Source organism: Pseudomonas sp. 18173, assembly GCF_050432945.1.
Lineage (GTDB): Bacteria > Pseudomonadota > Gammaproteobacteria > Pseudomonadales > Pseudomonadaceae > Aquipseudomonas.
Map to the genome: position 1 here is coordinate 82,771 of NZ_JBKFTN010000002.1, position 18,146 is coordinate 100,916.

An 18,146-nucleotide genomic window follows, 5' to 3' on the forward strand; every position below is an offset into this window, starting at 1 on the left:
CTAATGCTGCGGATCCAACTGATCGAGGACGCGATTCACCGATAGCTGCGCCAGGACAATCATCTGCTGAATGCCGAGAACCAGATTGCAGGTGGGGCCGGTCAGGATGGATGACAATTCAGTTGCCATCACGTTGGCTGAGGCGAGGGTTTCGTAGGCATGGACCAGCAGGGTTTCGGAATCGACGCCTGGGCGGATGGTGAAAATTGGACAGGGCCGGCAGGCGGTTCTCATTTGTTTTTCGGATTCCGAGGCGAAGGAATCCGGACTGTCTTTGATCATTGCGAAGCTCCCAAAGCTGGCGCCTGACAAACTATTGGCGGGCTTGCAGTCCCGGTCGCTGAATTGGCAGCGACGGGTGAAGGCTAGAGATCGTCCTTCCGACGGGCAACCTGAAAACCTTGTGGGAATGGTCTGAATGGTTGGCCTAGGCGATAAACGTTGTTGACTGTTGGGCCGCCATCGCGGGCAAGCCCGCTCCCACAGGTCTTGGGTACGGCCAGATAACCAGGTCGGCCAGTAGGCCGCCTTCGCGAGCAGGCTCGCTCCCACAGAAGAGCAGAGCAAAAGCAGTTCGGCGGACACCAAGGCTCTTCACCACTCATCAGGCCGAGCGTTAGCTCGCCTGCAGCTCTTGATCTTGATCCACCCGCCCCCTCGGCAGGCTGAGTGGAGGTGTTCATCCGGGGACTGGCGCGCAGCGCCGTTCGACGCAGTCGAACTCATTGCATGTAGGTCGAGCGAAGCCGACCGGAGGGCAATGCCCCCGGATGAATGCCGGAGCGAAGGAACCCCGAGCCTAGGCGAGGGGCCGTACGTAAGGGGCGAGCGCTTTTGGTTACTTTTAAGGCGCTTGTTAAAAGTGACTCGCCGTAAGGGCGAAACCGCCAGCCGCCATTACCCAAAAAATGGATAAGCCCCCGGTCAAACGGACTCCTTCCTCACCCGAAACCACGCCGCATACAACGCAGGCAAAAACAAAAGCGTCAACGCCGTAGCAACAATCAACCCCCCCATGATCGCCACCGCCATCGGCCCAAAAAACACACTGCGCGACAGCGGAATCATCGCCAACACCGCCGCAAGCGCCGTCAACACAATCGGCCGGAACCGCCGCACGGTCGCCTCGATGATCGCCTGCCAGGGCTTGAGCCCCGCCGCGATATCCTGCTCGATCTGATCCACCAGAATCACCGAATTGCGCATGATCATCCCGGACAACGCGATAGTCCCCAGCATGGCCACGAAACCGAACGGCTGACGGAACACCAGCAGGAACAACGTCACCCCGATCAACCCCAGCGGCGCCGTCAGAAACACCATCGCCGTGCGCGAGAAACTTCGCAGTTGCAGCATCAGCAAGGTCAGCACCACCACGATGAACAACGGCACACCGGCCTTCACCGAATTCTGCCCGCGCGCGGAGTCTTCTACCGTGCCACCGACATCCAGCAAGTAGCCGTCAGGCAATTCGGCGCGGATCGGATCCAGGGTCGGCATGATCTGCTGCACCAGCGTCGCCGGTTGCTCCTTGCCATAGATATCAGCGCGAACAGTCACGTTGGGCAGACGGTTGCGGTGCCAGATGATGCCCTCTTCGAAGCCGTATTCCAGGGTCGCGATCTGCGACAGCGCGACGCTGCGACCGTTATCGGTTGGCACCGCCAGGCTCGGCAGCAACGACAACTCGGTGCGCTCATGCAAGGTGCCGCGCAACAGGATCTCGATCAACTCGTTGTCTTCGCGGTACTGGTTGACGCTGGAACCGGTCAGGGAGCTTTGCAGGAACCTCGACAGGTTCGCCGTGCTCACGCCCAGCGCCCGCGCGCGGTCCTGATCGATGTTCAGGTACACCACCTTGCTCGGCTCTTCCCAATCCAGGTGGACGTTGACCACATGCGGGTTCTCGCGAACCTTGGCCGCGACTTTACGCGCCAGCGCCCGGACTTCCTCGATGTGCTCCCCGGTCACGCGGAACTGCACCGGATAACCAACCGGCGGACCGTTTTCCAGACGCGTGACCCGCGAGCGCAGAGCGGGGAATTGTTCATTGAGCGTTGCAATCAACCAGGTACGCAGGGCTTCGCGTTCCTCGATGGTTTTCGCCAGCACGACAAACTGGGCGAAGCTCGCCGCCGGCAGTTGCTGATCCAGTGGCAGGTAGAAACGCGGCGACCCGGTGCCGACGTAGGCCACGTAATTGTCGATCCCCGCCTTGTCCTTGAGCAGCGCTTCGAGGCGTTTGACCTCGTCCGCGGTGTTACTCAGCGAAGCGCCTTCGGCCAGTTTCAGATCGACCATCAACTCCAGGCGACCCGATGCCGGGAAGAACTGCTGCGGCACAAAACGGAACAGCACGATGGAGGCGATGAACAACAGCACCGTCGCCACGATCACGGTCTTGCGCCAGCGCACGCACCACTCCACCAGACGCCTGACGCGCTGATAGAACGGCGTGCCATACGGATCGGGCTGGCCGGCACCGTGCTTGGCGGCGTGAATTTTCGCCAGGTCCGGCAGGAGTTTTTCCCCCAGGTACGGCACGAAGACCACGGCGGCGACCCACGACGCCAACAGCGCGAGGGTGACCACCTCGAAGATCGAACGGGTGTATTCGCCCGTGCCCGATTGCGCCGTAGCAATCGGCAGGAAGCCGGCCGCGGTGATCAGCGTACCGGTGAGCATCGGGAACGCGGTACTGGTCCAGGCATAACTTGCCGCTTTGACCCGGTCGAAGCCCTGCTCCATTTTGATCGCCATCATTTCCACGGCGATGATCGCGTCGTCCACCAGCAAACCCAGCGCCAGTACCAGCGCCCCGAGGGAAATCTTGTGCAGGCCTATACCGAGGTAATACATGCAGGCGAAGGTCATCGCCAGCACCAGCGGAATCGCCAGGGCCACCACCATGCCGGTGCGCACGCCGAGGGAGAAGAAACTCACCAGCAACACAATGGCCAGTGCCTCGACCAGCACCTGCACGAACTCGCCAACACCGGTTTTCACCGCAGCCGGTTGGTCGGAGACTTTGCGCAGCTGCATGCCGGCCGGGAGGTTTTTCTGAATACGGGCGAACTCGATTTCCAGCGCCTTGCCCAGCACCAGGATGTCACCGCCGTCCTTCATCGCCACCGCCAGACCGATCGCGTCTTGCCCCATGAAGCGCATGCGCGGTGCCGGTGGGTCATTGAAACCACGCCGCACATCGGCCACATCGGAGATGCGGAAGGTGCGATCACCGACGCGGATCGGGAAGTTCCTGATCTCGTCGACCGTCTGAAAATTCCCCGTCACCCGTAGCTGCAATCGCTCGCTGCTGGTTTCGAAGAAACCTGCGGTGGACACCGCGTTCTGTTCTTCAAGGGCTTGCTGGACGGCAGCCAGCGGCAAGCCGAGCGTGGCGAGCTTGACGTTGGACAGTTCGATCCAGATTTTCTCGTCCTGCAATCCCAGCAGTTCGACCTTGCCCACATCCTTGACCCGTTGCAGCTGGATCTGGATGCGGTCCGCGTAATCCTTGAGCACGGCGTAGTCGAAACCCTCGCCGGTCAGGGCGTAGATATTGCCGAACGTGGTGCCGAACTCATCGTTGAAGAACGGCCCCTGAATCCCCGGCGGCAGGGTATGACGGATGTCGCTGATCTTCTTGCGCACCTGATACCAGAGCTCCGGGATCTCCACCGAGTGCATGGAGTCGCGGGCGATGAAGGTCACCTGGGATTCGCCCGGGCGGGAGAACGACACGATGCGCTCGTACTCGCCGGTTTCCATCAGCTTCTTTTCGATGCGTTCGGTGACCTGGCGCGAGACTTCCTGGGCGGTCGCTCCCGGCCAGTTGGTGCGAATCACCATGGCCTTGAAGGTGAACGGCGGGTCTTCACTCTGGCCGAGCTTGGTGTAGGATATTGCGCCGACAATGGCCAGCAACAGCATCAGGAACAGGACGATCTGGCGATTACGCAGCGCCCATTCGGAAACGTTGAAGCGCATCGGGGCTTACTCCTTGTCTGCCAGATTGACCACGCGGTTCGAACGATCCACCGGGCGTACCTGCTGCCCTTCGAGAAGCACATGAACGCCGGCGGCTACCACCCAGTCGCTGGCGTTGAGCCCTTCGAGCACCGGCACGCTTTTCTCGCCGAAGGCGCCCACGCGCACCGGCGTTTTCTTCAAGGTGTTGTTGGCGCTGACGACCCAGACATAGGTCACGCCGTTTTCTGCCGTCAGCGCCGAGAGCGGAACGGACAGCGGGACCACGTCGGCAGCCTGCACGAACACGCGGGCGCTCTGGCCCAGCTCGACAGGCACCTTGCCGGCACTGAAGGCGATGCGCGCCGCGAAGGTCCGCGACTTGGGGTCGGCCGCTGGTGACAGTTCACGGATACGCCCTTCGAAGCGCTGATCGGGTTGCGTCCAGAGCTCCACCGACACCGGCTCACCGACCTTGAAACGGCCAAAATTCTGCTCCGGCAGGCTGATCAACACTTCACGCTCACCATCGGTGGCCAGGGTGAATGCCGTTTGTCCGGCGGCCACGACTTGCCCGACTTCCACCAGACGCTTGGCCACGACACCGTCCTGCGGCGCACGCAACACGGCGTAGCTGGCCTGGTTATTGGAAACGTTGAATTCGGCTTTGATCTGCTTGAGGCGGGCTTCACCGGAACGGTAGAGGTTTTCCGCGTTGTCGTACTGCGAACGACTGACCAGTTGGCGATCCATCAGGGTCTTGTAACGATCACGTTCGGAACGCACCAGGTTCAGGTTGGCCTCAGCGGCAGCGACCTGGGCGCGAGTGGCCTCCAGTTGCAGGCGCACGTCCTGAGGGTCGAGCTCCGCCAATGGCTGATCGGCCTTGACCCGCTGCCCCTCCTCGACCAGTCGTCGGCTGACTTTGCCGCCGATACGGAACGCCAGGTCCGGCTCATAACGCGCGCGAACTTCACCGGGATAGCTTTCCATGGACTGCGCCGAAGGCTCTGGCTGGACCACCATGGCCGGGCGCACACTGACTTGCGGCGCCTCTTCGTGACCACACGCAGACAATAAAAAAGCCAGGGTGACTGGCAACGCGAGGGGCAAGGCATAGCGGAACATGGTGAAGGACCTTTCGCTAATGGTGCTTTGAATAATTATACTGAGCAGTATGTTATTAATAGCAAACTCACCAGTCCAGTAATAAAAACGAATATGCCAAACAATCTTTCAGCACCCAATGGCCCAGGCAGACCCAAGGATCTGGTCAAGCGTCAGGCGATTCTCGATGCGGCGAAAACGCTGTTTCTGAGTAAGGGGTATGCCAATACCAGCATGGATGCCGTCGCAGCCGAGGCCGGTGTGTCAAAGCTGACGGTCTACAGCCACTTCAACGACAAGGAGACACTGTTCTCCGCCGCCGTGATGGCCAAGTGCGAGGAGCAGTTGCCACCGTTGTTCTTCGAATTGCCCGAAGGCGTGTCAGTGGAAACCGTGCTGCTGAACATCGCGCGCGGTTTTCATCAACTGATCAACAGCGATGAGTCGGTGAACCTGCACCGGTTGATGATGGCCCTGGGCAGCCAGGACCCGAAACTCTCGCTGATCTTCTTCGAGGCCGGGCCGCAGCGCATGTTGCAGGGCATGGAGCGCCTGCTGAGCAAGATCGATGAGAGTGGCGTGCTGCGCATCGACAAGCCGCACAACGCCGCCGAGCACTTCTTCTGCCTGCTCAAGGGCGCCGGGAATTTCCGCTTGCTGTATGGCTGCGGCGAACCGCCGGTTGGCGAGGCGGCGGAGAGCCATGTGCGGGAGGTGGTGGGGTTGTTTATGCGGGCTTATCGGCCTGATTGAGGCAGATGAACTTGCAGTGATTGTACTGACGCTTTCGCGAGCAAGCCCGCTCCCACATTGGATCTATGGTGATCACAAGACCCCTTGTGGGAGCGGGCTTGCTCGCGAAGCAGGCGCTGCGGTCTTAAGGCTTCAAAGCCTTCTTCGGATAGATGTCATACCGACTGGACTTGCCATCCAGCGCATGGCTCGGCTTCGGCCCTTCGATGCACGGTGCCTTGCGCGGACGCTTGACCACCACCCGGTGGCTGGCCAGCGCCAACGCGGCCTCGAGCAATGCCGGTGCATCCGGGTCATCGCCGACCAGCGGCCGGAACAGGCGCATTTCCTTCTTCACCAGCGCGGTTTTCTCACGGTGCGGGAACATCGGGTCGAGGTAGATCACCTGCGGCGGTTCGCCCTCCCAGTTGCGCATCACCTCGATCGAATTGCCCTTGAGCAAGCGCATGCGCGCCACGATCGGCGCCACATCGAAATCTTCCGCGCCACGGGCCAGGCCGTCTTCCAGCAAGGCGCCAATCAGCGGCTGACGCTCGATCAGGCTCATCTCGCAACCGAGGCTGGCCAGCACGAACGCGTCCTTGCCCAACCCCGCCGTGGCATCCAGCACCCGCGGGCGCACGCCCTGGGCGACGCCAACGGCCTTGGCGATCATCTGCCCGCTGCCACCACCGTACAACCGGCGATGGGCCGCACCACCCTCGACGAAGTCCACCCGCACCGGCCCCGGCGCATCCGGCCCCAGCTGTTGCAGCTGCAAACCCTGGTCGCCCACCTGCAAGGCAAATTCGCCGTCCGCCACTTGCATCGGCAAGCCCAGGCGCTCGGCCCATTGCTCGGCTTGTGGCTCGAAAGCCGCGTCCAGGGCCTGGACATGGATGCGGCAGGCCGCAGGTTGATCAATCATCGGAAAACACGCTCAAAAAATTAATGATCGGCAAAAACGGCCGATAACAAAACTATCGAGCATTTTGCCAGAGCTGAGCGTCGACCGAGAGAAATGTCAGACATTCAACCCACAATCACAGGTTTTATCTCGCCCTACGGCGATTACAACCTGCGAAACACCCAGGCACTGAGCGGCGTCAGCCACATCTGGCAGGATTTCTTTGCCCGGGCGCTGGCCGAACAGTCGGGTGAAGTGCTGCCGCAATCGCTGAACTTCCCACCGGTCGATCTCGAAAGCCCGGTTGAACCCACCGTTGGCAGCGACCTGCTGGCGCACATCGTGTCCCAGCGCGAATGCGACGTGCATGACACCCCGGTCCGTCCGCCCGAGCCACTGTTCCTGCCGATTGCCGAGTTCGAAATGGACCTGGCCGACAAGCCATTCCCACCGTTCCCGGCGGATGAAATAGTCGCCCAGCAAAAACAACAGGACTTCGAAAGCGGCTGGGTGCGCCCGATCGTGCTGAACGCCGGCCAGCCGCTGCCAGAAGCCGGCCCTGCCCCGCAACCACGTCCGCTGCACTTGCCGATCGCCGAATTCGAACTCGATCTGCTCGACAAGCCGTTCCCGCCGTTCTCGCCAGAGGAACTGGTGGAACAGCAGAAACAACTCGATTTCGACAATGGCTGGGCACGCCCGATCATCCTGCAGAACCTGCGCATCGCCGCCTGATTCTCAGCCGCCCTGCAATTCCCGTGTTCAGCCTTTGAAGAACTGATTGGCCTTCTGGTACGGCATCGACCGCGAAGTGAAGCCGAACGAGCCTGATTTCTGAATCTCTTCAGCGGCGCGAAAGAATTCGCCATACGCCGCCAGTGCCAGCGCCGAGCCAACGCTGATGCGCTTGACGCCCATTTCACCCAACTGCGCGACCGTCAGCTTCAAGCCGCCCGACATCAACACATTCACCGGTTTTGGCGCCACGGCGCGCACCACTGCCAACACCTCCTCGGCGCTGCGCAGACCGGGTGCGTAAAGCACATCGGCACCGGCCTCGGCGAATGCCTGCAAACGGCGGATGGTGTCGTCCAGATCGGGGTTGCCGTGCAGGAAGTTTTCCGCCCGGGCGGTCAATGTGAAGGGGAACGGCAAACTGCGAGCGACAGCGACAGAGGCCTCGATTCGCGCCACGGCGTGTTCGAAACAGTAGATCGGGCCTTCTTCACGGCCGGTGGCGTCTTCAATCGAACCACCGACGGCACCGGCCTCTGCCGCATGCAAAATGCTTTTGGCGCAATCAGCCGGGTTATCGGCGAAGCCGTTTTCCAGGTCGACGGCAACCGGCAAGCTGGTGGCGGCTACAATCGCCCGAACGTTCACCAGGGTATCGTCGAGGGTCAACCCGCCATCGGCACGGCCCTGGGAAAAGGCAAAACCGGCACTGGTGGTCGCCAGCGCCTCGAAGCCGAGGCTGGCAAGCATTTTCGCCGAACCGGCATCCCACGGATTGGGAATCACAAATACGCCGGGGCGCTCATGAAGGGCTTTGAACGCCTGGGCTCGAAGGGTTTGCGCATCCATTGGGCAGGCTCCTGTAGAGGGGGAAAAATCCGCCTCAGAGCAGGCCAAGTTGCTCGGCGACGGGTTCTCTGTATAGCTCAGGCAGCGCCGGCAAGCCAGGCAAACGCAGCATCAGCCGGGCGTGAAAACGCTGCGCCAGTTTCGCCGCCAACAGGTTGTCGGCCGTGTGCAGGAAGATGTAGGGCGTGCGGCCTTCTTCGATCCATAGCGCGATTTTCTCGACCCATGGCTCGAGAAACGTATCGTTGGCCTCAAGCGTCGGGTGGCCGATAAAACGCACCTGCGGGAACTGCGTGAATGCCGCCGGACGCGGTGGCACACGGGGCTTCTTCGATTGCGCGTGCAGCACCGAAGCCTCGGTAGACGTGCAACTGAACAGTGCGCGGGGATCGAGACAGATGCGTTCGACACCGCGATCCAGCAACAGGCGATTGAGCATGCGCTCGCTGTCACCCCTGGCGAAAAAGTCGTCGTGCCGCACTTCCACGGCCAGCGGGCGCTGCAAGGCATCGATAAACCCGGCCAGCTCGGGCAAACGTTGGGGCGTGAAGCTTTTCGACAGTTGCAACCACAGCGGCGACACCCGTTGACCGAGAGGGCTGAGCAATTGCAGGAAGGTGTCGGCGGCGGTCAACTGCTCGCGCAGATCGCCGCCATGGCTGATTTCGCCGGGAAACTTGGCGGTGAATCGAAAATGTTCGGGCATGGTCTCGGCCCAACGCTGCACGGTGCTGGCAGCCGGGCTGGCGTAGAAGGTCGTGTTGCCTTCCACGGCATTGAATACCTGGCAATAGAGATCAAGAAAATCAGCGGTTTTGGCGTCTGGTGGGTACAGGCAATCGCGCCAGGCGTTCTCGCTCCAGGACGGGCAACCGAGGTAGTACGGCAGCGACATCAGATGTACAGGTCGAGACCCAGCACATCCGCTTCCCAATCGACGAAACCGGCGGTGCTCAGGTAGCTGGCCAGGGCTGTCGCCACGCTTTTGCTCATGGCACGGTGGTAAATCATGTCTTGCTGACGGGCGGGAAGATTGCTCAGTTTTTGCGCAGAAGCTTTGGCGGCGCGGGCAGCCAGTTGCTCTTCAGTCGGGAATTCCAGCTCGCCTTCGATATCGATGGCGTCATCTTCCACCACGCGGCCTTTGCGAGGCTTGCGCTTGATGGGGTAGGACTGAGAGGAAACGCCGTCTATACGCATACGTGCATACTCGGAATCAGTGATGGCAGTTTAGTGGCGCAAAACCCGCTGCGCAAACCGCCGAGTGATAACTAGAACACATAAAAGGCAAAAGGTTTAAAAGCCGGGGTTAGAAAATGACGATTGGCAGAATTAGCGCAGAACACAAACCCTGTGGGAGCGGGCTTGCTCGCGAAAGCGGTGGGCCAGTCACGTCAAATGTTGGATGTGACACCGCCTTCGCGAGCAAGCCCGCTCCCACAGGTACTGCGTGAATCAACGCGCCTTGGGTGTCGCCACTTTATCGCGCAGATAAACCGGCTGCGCCTCATCGGCCACGATCGCCTCGCCGCGCTCCCAGGCAAATCGCGCCAGGGTCAGCAGATCTTCGGCGTGGGGCAACATGCCCGCGTCCTGCCCGCTCAGGCTGACGGCGATACGCTCGCCATAACCCCAACCGGTGCCAGCGCCGAACCACTGGCCGCTGGCATCGGCCGGCAATGCCGCGGACTCCGGCGGCAGTACCGCTTCGGCACCCACCAGGCGCATCTCCCCGGCCGTTTCGCGGTAGCAACCCCAATACACTTCATCCATGCGCGCATCAATGGCGGCAGCGACCTGGGTGGCGCCGTGTTCGCGCATCGCACGTTGCGCCAGTACCGCCAGGTTCGACACCGGCAACACCGGGCGGTCCAGGGCAAACGCCAGCCCTTGCACCACGCCAATGGCGATGCGCACGCCCGTGAAGGCTCCCGGGCCACGGCCGAAGGCAATGGCATCGACCGCTTGCAGGGTGGTGCCGGCATCGGCCAGCAATTGCTGGATCATCGGCAACAGCTTCTGCGCATGCAGGCGCGGGATCACCTCGTAATGGCTCGTGACCTTGCCGTCATGCAGCAAGGCAACGGAGCAGGCTTCAGTCGCGGTGTCCAGGGCCAGCAAGGTGCTCATCGATGTTTCCGTAAAAGAGATCAGAAAAAGTGCGCCAGTATAAACAACTACGGCCCGCAAGCGGGCCGTGGATGATGCAGCAGATCAGGTTTTTCAGCTCAGCGCTTCAAGTACCTTGGCGGTGATCGCTTCAACCGAGCCAACACCTTCGATATGGCTGTACTGCGGCTTGCCGTTGGCAGCCGACAGTTTCTGGTAGAAGTCCACCAGCGGCTTGGTCTGCGAATGGTAGACCGACAGGCGATGACGCACGGTCTCTTCGGTGTCGTCCTTGCGCTGTACCAGGTCTTCGCCGGTGACGTCGTCTTTGCCAGCGACTTTCGGCGGGTTGTAGACGATGTGGTACACGCGGCCGCTGGCCTCGTGAACACGGCGACCGGCGATACGCTGGACGATTTCTTCGTCTTCGACGGCGATCTCAACCACTGCATCCAGCTCGACGCCTGCAGTCACCAGGGCTTCAGCCTGGGGAATGGTGCGCGGGAAGCCGTCGAACAGGAAGCCGTTGGCGCAGTCCGCCTGGGCGATGCGGTCCTTGACCAGTGCGATGATCAGGTCATCGGACACCAGGCCACCGGCATCCATGATGCTCTTGGCCTTGATGCCCAGCTCGGTGCCGGCCTTGACCGCGGCACGCAGCATGTCGCCGGTGGAGATTTGCGGAATGCCGAATTTTTCGGTGATGAACTTAGCCTGAGTACCTTTACCGGCCCCGGGAGCTCCCAGCAGAATGACGCGCATCGATGTGCTCCTCAATTTTTTATATGGATAACGTCAGATTCGCCTCGTGGGGCCAATCTCAAAAATAGGGTCGTGACCGCCCAAACGGCCAAAGGCTGCTCAAGATACACAGCAGGCTGCGCCCACACAAGACGCCAAAAGTCGGAGAAACCGCTACCTCTTGCGACCATTGCGCACAGTTCCCCAAGTCGCAACCCCGTCATTAACTGTCGCCTGACAGCACTTTTCAACCCGTCATGCGGTGGCATCCGACCCACTTGCCGGATGCCTGACCCCACGGCAAGAACCTTAGCCGGTGTTACGCAAACCGGCGGCAATCCCCGCCACAGACACCAGCAAGGCCTGTTCTACCGGGCTGCCCTGCGCCACGTCCTGCAATCGCGAGCGGGCCAGCAACTCGGCCTGCAATAGATGTAGCGGGTCGAGGTAGGTGTTGCGCAAGCGGATGAACTCGAGGGTCGCCGGGCTATGTGCCAGTAGCTGCGACTGCCCGGTCAGGCCGAGAACGATGGTGCACGCCTGCGACAATAGGTCGCGTAAGTGCGCACCCAAAGGCAACAGATTCGGCTCCACCAGACGCTGATCATAGGACTGGGCGATGTCGGCATCCGCCTTGGCCAGGACCATTTCCAGCATGTCGATGCGGGTGCGGAAGAATGGCCACTGCTCACGCATCTGCCCCAGCAGTTCGCCTTCGCCACGCTCCAGGGCCTTGCTCAGGGCGGCTTCCCAACCCAGCCACGCCGGCAGCATCAGGCGCGTCTGGGTCCAGCCGAAGATCCATGGAATCGCCCGCAAGCTCTCGATTCCCCCAGCCCGACGCTTGGCCGGACGACTGCCCAGTGGCAAGCGACCGAGTTCCTGTTCCGGCGTGGACTGACGAAAATACTCCACGAACTGCGGATTTTCCCGCACCACGGCGCGGTAAGCGCTGACACCATCGGCGGCCAGCTCGTCCATCAAATGGCGCCACTCAGGCGTCGGTGGTGGCGGCGGCAGCACGGTCGCTTCAAGCACGGCGGCCAGGTACAGGTTGAGATTCTGCTCGGCGATGTCCGGCAGGCCAAATTTGAAGCGAATCATTTCGCCCTGTTCAGTGGTGCGGAAACGCCCCGCCACCGAACCCGGAGGCTGCGACAGGATCGCCGCGTGGGCCGGGCCGCCGCCACGCCCCACGGTGCCGCCGCGACCGTGGAACAACAGCAGCTCTACGTCATGCGTGCGGCAGATATCCACCAGTCGCTCCTGCGCCCGATACTGCGCCCAGGCCGCCGCGGTGGTGCCGGCGTCCTTGGCCGAGTCGGAGTAGCCGATCATCACTTCCTGCGGCCCTTGCAGGCGCGAGCGATAGCCTGGCAACAGCAACAGTTTCTCGATCACCGGACCTGCGTTGTCGAGGTCGGCCAGGGTTTCGAACAGCGGCACCACGCGCATCGGCCGCAACACGCCGGACTCTTTGAGCAACAACTGCACGGCCAGCACATCGGAAGCCGCACCGGCCATTGAAATCACATAGGAACCGAGGGATGCCTGCGGCGCAGCGGCGATTTCCCGGCAAGTCGCCAGCACTTCGGCGGTGTCAGCGGAGGGTTTGAAGTACGTCGGCAACAAGGGACGACGATTGCTCAGTTCACGCATCAGGAAGGCGATGCGCTCTTCTTCGCTCCAGTCCTCGTAGCGGCCCAGGCCGAGGTAGTCGGTGATTTCGGTCATGGCGGCGGTGTGCCGCGAGGAGTCCTGGCGCACATCCAGATGAACAAGGAACAGGCCGAAGGTCACCGCCCGGCGCAGGCAATCGAGCAATGGCCCGTCAGCGATCACGCCCATGCCGCACTCGTGCAGAGAGTGATAACAAAGCTCCAGCGGATCGAGCAGTTCGCGGTTGTCTTGCAACACATCGGCCGGTGCCGGCGTTGGCGTCGACAACGAGGCGTGCGCCCAGTTGCGCGTCGCCCGCAGGCGTTCACGCAGCTGTTTGAGCACTGCCCGGTAAGGTTCGGCACTGTCTCCCGCCCGAGCCTTCAATTCATCGCTGGCCTGCTGCATCGACAGTTCAGCCGCCAGCTGATCGACATCGCGCAGGTACAGGTCAGCCGCCATCCAGCGCGCCAACAGCAAGACTTCCCGGGTCACCGCCGCCGTCACGTTCGGGTTGCCGTCGCGGTCGCCGCCCATCCACGAGGCAAAGCGAATCGGTGCCGCCTCCAGTGGCAAATGCAGGCCGGTGGCGGCGTGCAGGGCCTGGTCGGCCTTGCGCAGATAATTGGGAATGGCCTGCCACAGCGAATGCTCGATCACCGCGAAACCCCACTTGGCCTCGTCCACGGGTGTCGGACGCGTGCGGCGAATTTCTTCGGTGTGCCAGGCTTCGGCGATCAGGCGCTGCAAGGTGGCCTTGATCTGCCCACGCTCGGCACTGGTCAGGTCACGGTGATCCTGGGCCGCCAGTTGCGCGGCGATGGCGTCGTACTTCTGGATCAGCGTGCGGCGCGCGACTTCGGTGGGATGTGCGGTGAGTACAAGCTCGATTTCCAGTCGTCCCAATTGCCGGGCCAGCGCTTCGGCGCCATGCCCCTCGGCGCGCAGGCGGGCGAGCAGTTCTGGCAGCACCCGGGCTTCGAACGGCGCCTGTTGCGATTCCTCGCGGCGGTGAATCAACTGGTACTGCTCGGCGATGTTGGCCAGGTTGAGGAACTGGTTGAACGCCCGCGCCACCGGCAGCAATTCGTCTTCGCTCAACTGGTTGAGGCTGGCACTGAGTTCGGCATCCATGGAACCGCGCCGGTCAGCCTTGGCGCCCTTGCGAATCTGCTCGATCTTGTCGAGAAAATCGTCGCCATACTGTTCACGAATGGTGTTGCCCAACAGCTCACCCAACAGGTGAACGTCCTCGCGCAAGCGTGCATCAATATCGGTCATCAGCAGGTCTCCAGCAAAAATCCGGGCGGCTAGTACCCTAGAGAGTGCCGCCCCAGACAGGTTCTTACAAGCAAGACGACGAAGGGCCTTTAAACCTTGGCTGTTGAAGCTAGTCTGAAGATAAGCCGTACAACGGCCATCGCCGGCCAAGGCCGGACACTCACCCTGCCTGCCACGAGCAGGAGAGCCATGAGGTCAATATGAAAATCCGCGAGCTTGCCCATCACTGGGAAGAAAACGCCAAGGGTCGCCTGACCGACACCGGCTACTCGATTCACCTGGATGTCGAGTCGGCCGCACGGCTGGCCGCAATCATCGAGATGTACCCCAAGCGGCATCCCGAAGAACTGCTCGGCGACCTGATCGGCGCTGCGCTGGAAGAACTGGAAAGAAGCTTCCCGTACGTCAAAGGCTCGACCGTGGTCGCCACCGACGAAGAAGGCGATCCGCTGTACGAAGACATCGGCCCGACCCCGCGCTTCCTGGCCTTGTCGCGTCGGCACCTGCACGATCTGTCGATGCCCGACGACAAACAGAAACACTGAACTTGCGCAGAACCTGTGGGAGCGGGCTTGCTCGCGAATGAGGTTTAACATTCAACAATAATGTTGACTGACACACCGCTTTCGCGAGCAAGCCCGCTCCCACATTTGATTTGTGTCGCAAGCAAATATTGCTTACTGCTCCAGCTTCTGCGGTGTTTCCTGCCCCATGCAGCGCACGGCTTTTTTCTTGCTGTCGACCAGCACGCCGGTCAGGCCTTTTTGCTCCATGTCGAACAGCACCAGCACACCATCAATGCACTGCGCCACCTGGGCCGCCGGTTCCAGGGAGACTTTATAGTCTTCGCCCGCAATGGTCTTGAGCATGGTGAACTCATTGAGCAGCAACGCATCCTCAGGCTTGGCGAAGTGCAGGTAGCCGTACCACCACAGGGCACCGACGGTGCCGAGGATGCTGCAGATACCGGTGATGATCAGCGGGATGGCGTTACGTTCTTCACTCATTGCGGACTCTCTGGTGGTTCATCTTCAGAATTCGGGGGTGCCGGGTAATTGGGGATTTCACCCAGGCGGCGCAGGCCGTTGAAATGCTGCGGGTCATCAAGATAGCGCAGCATGACTTTGCGCCAGACCGGATTGGCGAACGTCTGCACGTGACCGCCACGGGTCAGTTGCAGCACCCGCGGCGGCGGCGCAGCTTGATACAGTCGGATGCCGTTGGAAAGAGGCACGATCGGATCGTCGATGCTGTGGTAGAGCAGTTTCGGCACATCCTTGAGTTGCACCATGGAATTGATCGCGCTGTCGCCGTCTGGCACCAGCCATGACAACGGCACCTGGAACGGCCAGGTCAACCATGAGTTGCTCAGGGCAAACCGGCCCACGCTGCGGTAACTGGCGGGTGCGCCATCGAGGACAATGGCCTTGAGTTGCTTCTGTCGTTGCGGGTGCTGGACCAGGTAATGCACGGCCATCGAGCCACCGAGACTCTGGCCGAGCAGGATCAGCGGCTTGCCTTGAACCTCAGGCGCCTTGTCCAGCCAGGCGAACGCCGCATCGATGTCCTGATAGATCGCCGGCAGGCTCGGTTTGCCCTCGGACAAGCCATAACCGCGATAGTCCACGAGCAACACCTGGTAACCATTTTTCGGCAACCAAAAGCTCCCGCCGAGGTGCATGGGCAGGTTTCCGCCGTTGCCGTGCAGGTGCAGCACCGTGCCCTTGACCTCGCCCCCCGGCTTCGCCGGCAGCCACCAGGCGTTCAGCTTGAGGCCATCGGCGGTGTTCAAGGTGATGGTGCGGTACTCGAGCCCGGCCTTTTCCGGAGTGAACAACTGGCCGGGTTCGGGGTAGAACAGCAGCGAACTGCAACCGCTCAAGGCCAGCAGAAGACCGATGATGCCGAGGGTTCTCATCCGGTGAAGCCTCGCAGTGACGTTTGGAATACATACCCCTGTGGGAGCGGGCTTGCTCGCGAAAGCGGTTTAACATTCAACATTTCAGTTGGCTGAAACACCGCCTTCGCGAGCAAGCCCGCTCCCACATTTGGATCTCACCAGCCTTAAAGGATATTGGAGTAATCCGCCTCGATCCGGTCCAGGCTCAGGTGGTTGAGGAAGTTGGAGAAACACATCCACGCCGACAACGCATTCATGTCACGGAACTGTTCCGGCAAATACTTCGGTGGCACCACCAGCCCTTCATCCACCAACTGGCGCAAGGTGCGCATGTCTTCCAGGGTGGTCTTGCCGCAGAACAGCAGCGGTATCTGCTCCAGCTTGCCTTTACGCACCGCCAGCTGAATGTAGTTGTAAATCATGATGAAGCCCTTGAGGTAGGACAAGTCTTTGGTAAATGGCAGACCTGTCGGCACCGAGCCGCGGAAAACGCGACTGGCGTTGCTGTAGCTCTCGGGCATCTCGAAGCCTTGTTCGCGGAAGAACTCGAACACCTGCAGGAAATCCGCGCCCTCCTCCACCATGTGAATGGCCCGCGTGCGGTTGGTCAGCTTGCGCAGGCGGCTCGGGTAGGAGGCAAAGGTGATGATTTCCATCAGGATCGCCAGGCCTTCCTGGGTCACCGTCGACGAGGGTGGCCCCTTGGACAGGAAGGTGCAGATCGGCTGATTCAGGCCATTGAGTGTCGTGCCTACGTGCACCAACCCTTCGTGGACTTCCAGGGCCCGCACGTCACGCTCGTTGAACATCGCGTCGGTGCGGATCTTGATGTAGTCGGCACCGGCCGCCGCATCGGCGACGATCCCGTCAGACTCGAACACCCGAATGGTTTCCTCGGCTTCGCCAAACACCTTGTTCAAGCGATGCTGCAGCATGTCGACCGCATCCTTGGCCGTCAGCGTTTTCGGCTCATCTTTCAGATCGCCACGGCCGTCGATGTTGTTCAGGTATTCGGACAGCATCATGCCCAGGTCGGACAGGGTCGGGTCGCCGGCATGGAACGCGTCGGAGGCGGCGCCGTACAATTCCTGGGAAATCAGGCCGAAATCCTCGGTGCCACGCGCTTCGAGCATGCGCACCACCATGCGGTATTCCTTGCACATGCGCCGCATGATCTGCCCGACCGGGTTGAACTGGCCGAGCTGGCGGGTGATGTCGCGCTCGATGTTCTGGAACTCCAGCTTCACTTTGCTGGAATCGAACGCCAATGGCCGGTTGAGGTAGTAGTCGCGGTCCACCGCCGGCATTTCCTTGCCCTTGGCCTTGAGGAAACCCTTGCGAATGTTGTCGTCCCATTTGACCGCATCGAGGACACGGATCGGTGTCTGCGCCAGCACGATGCGATCGGACAAAGCGCGTATCGACTGTTGGTAATCGTCCACCCGAAACTCCTGTAGAAACCTGTTGTTGCCGGTTATTTGGCTTTGGCCTGACGCTGGTAGCGCACCGCTTCGACGAACACATCGGAATTGGCCGGGTCGTCGAGGTAGGCAGCGACTTGATCCATGTTGCTGTCGACCAATACGCCATCGCCATCGCTGGTCTGAAAGTTTTCACCACTCAGGGCTTTCTGCCTGATGGCCTGATTGATCTGCTCGAGATCGAGGTTGTAGACCACCAGCTCATGCTTGTCGGTCAACTCAAAACCGCCCAGGGTGAAATGCCCGCCGAACTGCGCCGGCACCTTCGCCGACAGATACCAGCGGTTGCCATGGCGCGACACCGTGAAAGGATAAGCCTCCCGCTCTCCGGGCCTGGCCCGGTAATAGCTGACGGCCTGATAGCGGTTGTCGCCGATGCGGCTCAGTTCGAGGTTGAGCGGCTCGCCCCAGCCATTGGTGCTGGTCCATTTGCCAAGCAATCCCTTGGGCGCGGGCTCGCTTGTGGGCAGCGGCTCCTTGAAGGTCACCAGACAGCCACTGAGCAGCAGGAACGACAAGGCGATCACAACGACACGCCAGGCTTTCATTCAACACTCCCTTGATCACACGGCTTCACCCTGTGGGAGCGGGCTTGCTCGCGAAGGCGGTTCAATATTCAGCATTCAAGTCGACTGATACACCGCTTTCGCGAGCAAGCCCGCTCCCACAGGGGAAA

Annotated in this window: 17 protein-coding genes; 3 read left to right on the plus strand and 14 right to left on the minus strand. The window is 61.1% G+C overall.

What is annotated here, in order from left to right:
* From ACLD1X_RS02595 to ACLD1X_RS02605, 3 genes are all read right to left on the minus strand, one after another.
* Positions 1 to 282, minus strand: a complete 282-nt coding sequence (locus tag ACLD1X_RS02595; protein ID WP_429365981.1) for a DUF6124 family protein — start codon at positions 280 to 282, stop codon at positions 1 to 3.
* 642 nt (positions 283 to 924) lie between these two features.
* Positions 925 to 3,990: an efflux RND transporter permease subunit gene (locus ACLD1X_RS02600; RefSeq protein ID WP_429365982.1), complete on the minus strand. Its 3,066-nt coding sequence runs from the start codon at positions 3,988 to 3,990 to the stop codon at positions 925 to 927.
* Positions 3,991 to 3,996: 6 nt separating this feature from the next.
* Positions 3,997 to 5,097, minus strand: coding sequence for an efflux RND transporter periplasmic adaptor subunit (locus ACLD1X_RS02605; RefSeq protein WP_429365983.1), 1,101 nt, complete (start codon positions 5,095 to 5,097; stop codon positions 3,997 to 3,999).
* A gap of 93 nt (positions 5,098 to 5,190) precedes the next feature.
* Here ACLD1X_RS02605 and ACLD1X_RS02610 point away from each other — a divergent pair, with 93 nt between their 5' ends.
* Positions 5,191 to 5,829 (plus strand): TetR/AcrR family transcriptional regulator, encoded by a 639-nt coding sequence (locus ACLD1X_RS02610; protein ID WP_429365984.1) that lies wholly within the window; start codon positions 5,191 to 5,193, stop codon positions 5,827 to 5,829.
* Positions 5,830 to 5,953: 124 nt separating this feature from the next.
* Here the strand turns inward: ACLD1X_RS02610 and ACLD1X_RS02615 are convergent, their stop codons facing one another.
* On the minus strand, positions 5,954 to 6,736 hold the full coding sequence (locus tag ACLD1X_RS02615) for a class I SAM-dependent methyltransferase (protein ID WP_008019582.1): 783 nt from the start codon (positions 6,734 to 6,736) through the stop codon (positions 5,954 to 5,956).
* A 93-nt stretch (positions 6,737 to 6,829) separates the two neighbouring features.
* Here ACLD1X_RS02615 and ACLD1X_RS02620 point away from each other — a divergent pair, with 93 nt between their 5' ends.
* A complete protein-coding gene (locus ACLD1X_RS02620) occupies positions 6,830 to 7,450 on the plus strand; it encodes an energy transducer TonB (RefSeq protein WP_429365985.1) in 621 nt (206 codons plus the stop codon).
* A gap of 27 nt (positions 7,451 to 7,477) precedes the next feature.
* On the opposite strand, the gene ACLD1X_RS02625 is transcribed toward ACLD1X_RS02620, so the two are convergent.
* The 6 genes from ACLD1X_RS02625 to ppc form a co-directional block, all read right to left on the minus strand.
* Entirely contained in the window at positions 7,478 to 8,299 is an 822-nt protein-coding gene (locus ACLD1X_RS02625) for an isocitrate lyase/PEP mutase family protein (RefSeq protein ID WP_429365986.1), read from the minus strand.
* Positions 8,300 to 8,333: 34 nt separating this feature from the next.
* Positions 8,334 to 9,194, minus strand: a complete 861-nt coding sequence (locus ACLD1X_RS02630; protein ID WP_429365987.1) for a DUF72 domain-containing protein — start codon at positions 9,192 to 9,194, stop codon at positions 8,334 to 8,336.
* Entirely contained in the window at positions 9,194 to 9,499 is a 306-nt protein-coding gene (locus ACLD1X_RS02635) for a hypothetical protein (protein ID WP_057716196.1), read from the minus strand. Before ACLD1X_RS02635 ends, ACLD1X_RS02630 begins: the two co-directional genes overlap by 1 nt.
* Positions 9,500 to 9,754: 255 nt before the next feature.
* The gene (gene tsaB / locus ACLD1X_RS02640; protein WP_429365988.1) at positions 9,755 to 10,429 is read right to left on the minus strand and encodes a tRNA (adenosine(37)-N6)-threonylcarbamoyltransferase complex dimerization subunit type 1 TsaB; all 675 of its coding nucleotides are present in this window, start codon (positions 10,427 to 10,429) and stop codon (positions 9,755 to 9,757) included.
* A gap of 93 nt (positions 10,430 to 10,522) precedes the next feature.
* Complete coding sequence (gene adk, locus ACLD1X_RS02645; RefSeq protein ID WP_429365989.1) at positions 10,523 to 11,170, minus strand: adenylate kinase; 648 nt, start codon at positions 11,168 to 11,170, stop codon at positions 10,523 to 10,525.
* A 288-nt stretch (positions 11,171 to 11,458) separates the two neighbouring features.
* Positions 11,459 to 14,089, minus strand: a complete 2,631-nt coding sequence (gene ppc / locus ACLD1X_RS02650; RefSeq protein WP_429365990.1) for a phosphoenolpyruvate carboxylase — start codon at positions 14,087 to 14,089, stop codon at positions 11,459 to 11,461.
* A 200-nt stretch (positions 14,090 to 14,289) separates the two neighbouring features.
* On the opposite strand from ppc, the gene ACLD1X_RS02655 reads away from it, so the two are divergent.
* On the plus strand, positions 14,290 to 14,634 hold the full coding sequence (locus tag ACLD1X_RS02655) for a pilin assembly protein (protein WP_429365991.1): 345 nt from the start codon (positions 14,290 to 14,292) through the stop codon (positions 14,632 to 14,634).
* 132 nt (positions 14,635 to 14,766) lie between these two features.
* Here the strand turns inward: ACLD1X_RS02655 and ACLD1X_RS02660 are convergent, their stop codons facing one another.
* The 4 genes from ACLD1X_RS02660 to ACLD1X_RS02675 form a co-directional block, all read right to left on the minus strand.
* On the minus strand, positions 14,767 to 15,096 hold the full coding sequence (locus tag ACLD1X_RS02660; protein WP_429365992.1) for a hypothetical protein: 330 nt from the start codon (positions 15,094 to 15,096) through the stop codon (positions 14,767 to 14,769).
* Positions 15,093 to 16,007, minus strand: coding sequence for an alpha/beta hydrolase (locus ACLD1X_RS02665; protein WP_429365993.1), 915 nt, complete (start codon positions 16,005 to 16,007; stop codon positions 15,093 to 15,095). The genes ACLD1X_RS02660 and ACLD1X_RS02665 overlap by 4 nt, the downstream gene beginning before the upstream one ends.
* 146 nt (positions 16,008 to 16,153) lie before the next feature.
* Complete coding sequence (locus ACLD1X_RS02670) at positions 16,154 to 17,431, minus strand: flavohemoglobin expression-modulating QEGLA motif protein (protein ID WP_429365994.1); 1,278 nt, start codon at positions 17,429 to 17,431, stop codon at positions 16,154 to 16,156.
* Positions 17,432 to 17,463: 32 nt separating this feature from the next.
* Complete coding sequence (locus ACLD1X_RS02675) at positions 17,464 to 18,018, minus strand: hypothetical protein (RefSeq protein ID WP_429365995.1); 555 nt, start codon at positions 18,016 to 18,018, stop codon at positions 17,464 to 17,466.
* Positions 18,019 to 18,146: the final 128 nt, after the last annotated feature.

Excerpts from the sequence above, each read along its gene's own strand:
- ACLD1X_RS02595 (WP_429365981.1), bottom strand. The coding sequence starts at position 282 with ATGATCAAAGACAGTCCGGATTCCTTCGCCTCGGAATCCGAAAAACAA.
- ACLD1X_RS02600 (WP_429365982.1), bottom strand. The coding sequence starts at position 3,990 with ATGCGCTTCAACGTTTCCGAATGGGCGCTGCGTAATCGCCAGATCGTC.
- ACLD1X_RS02605 (WP_429365983.1), bottom strand. The coding sequence starts at position 5,097 with ATGTTCCGCTATGCCTTGCCCCTCGCGTTGCCAGTCACCCTGGCTTTT.
- ACLD1X_RS02610 (WP_429365984.1), top strand. The coding sequence starts at position 5,191 with ATGCCAAACAATCTTTCAGCACCCAATGGCCCAGGCAGACCCAAGGAT.
- ACLD1X_RS02615 (WP_008019582.1), bottom strand. The coding sequence starts at position 6,736 with ATGATTGATCAACCTGCGGCCTGCCGCATCCATGTCCAGGCCCTGGAC.
- ACLD1X_RS02620 (WP_429365985.1), top strand. The coding sequence starts at position 6,830 with ATGTCAGACATTCAACCCACAATCACAGGTTTTATCTCGCCCTACGGC.
- ACLD1X_RS02625 (WP_429365986.1), bottom strand. The coding sequence starts at position 8,299 with ATGGATGCGCAAACCCTTCGAGCCCAGGCGTTCAAAGCCCTTCATGAG.
- ACLD1X_RS02630 (WP_429365987.1), bottom strand. The coding sequence starts at position 9,194 with ATGTCGCTGCCGTACTACCTCGGTTGCCCGTCCTGGAGCGAGAACGCC.
- ACLD1X_RS02635 (WP_057716196.1), bottom strand. The coding sequence starts at position 9,499 with ATGCGTATAGACGGCGTTTCCTCTCAGTCCTACCCCATCAAGCGCAAG.
- tsaB (WP_429365988.1), bottom strand. The coding sequence starts at position 10,429 with ATGAGCACCTTGCTGGCCCTGGACACCGCGACTGAAGCCTGCTCCGTT.
- adk (WP_429365989.1), bottom strand. The coding sequence starts at position 11,170 with ATGCGCGTCATTCTGCTGGGAGCTCCCGGGGCCGGTAAAGGTACTCAG.
- ppc (WP_429365990.1), bottom strand. The coding sequence starts at position 14,089 with ATGACCGATATTGATGCACGCTTGCGCGAGGACGTTCACCTGTTGGGT.
- ACLD1X_RS02655 (WP_429365991.1), top strand. The coding sequence starts at position 14,290 with ATGAAAATCCGCGAGCTTGCCCATCACTGGGAAGAAAACGCCAAGGGT.
- ACLD1X_RS02660 (WP_429365992.1), bottom strand. The coding sequence starts at position 15,096 with ATGAGTGAAGAACGTAACGCCATCCCGCTGATCATCACCGGTATCTGC.
- ACLD1X_RS02665 (WP_429365993.1), bottom strand. The coding sequence starts at position 16,007 with ATGAGAACCCTCGGCATCATCGGTCTTCTGCTGGCCTTGAGCGGTTGC.
- ACLD1X_RS02675 (WP_429365995.1), bottom strand. The coding sequence starts at position 18,018 with ATGAAAGCCTGGCGTGTCGTTGTGATCGCCTTGTCGTTCCTGCTGCTC.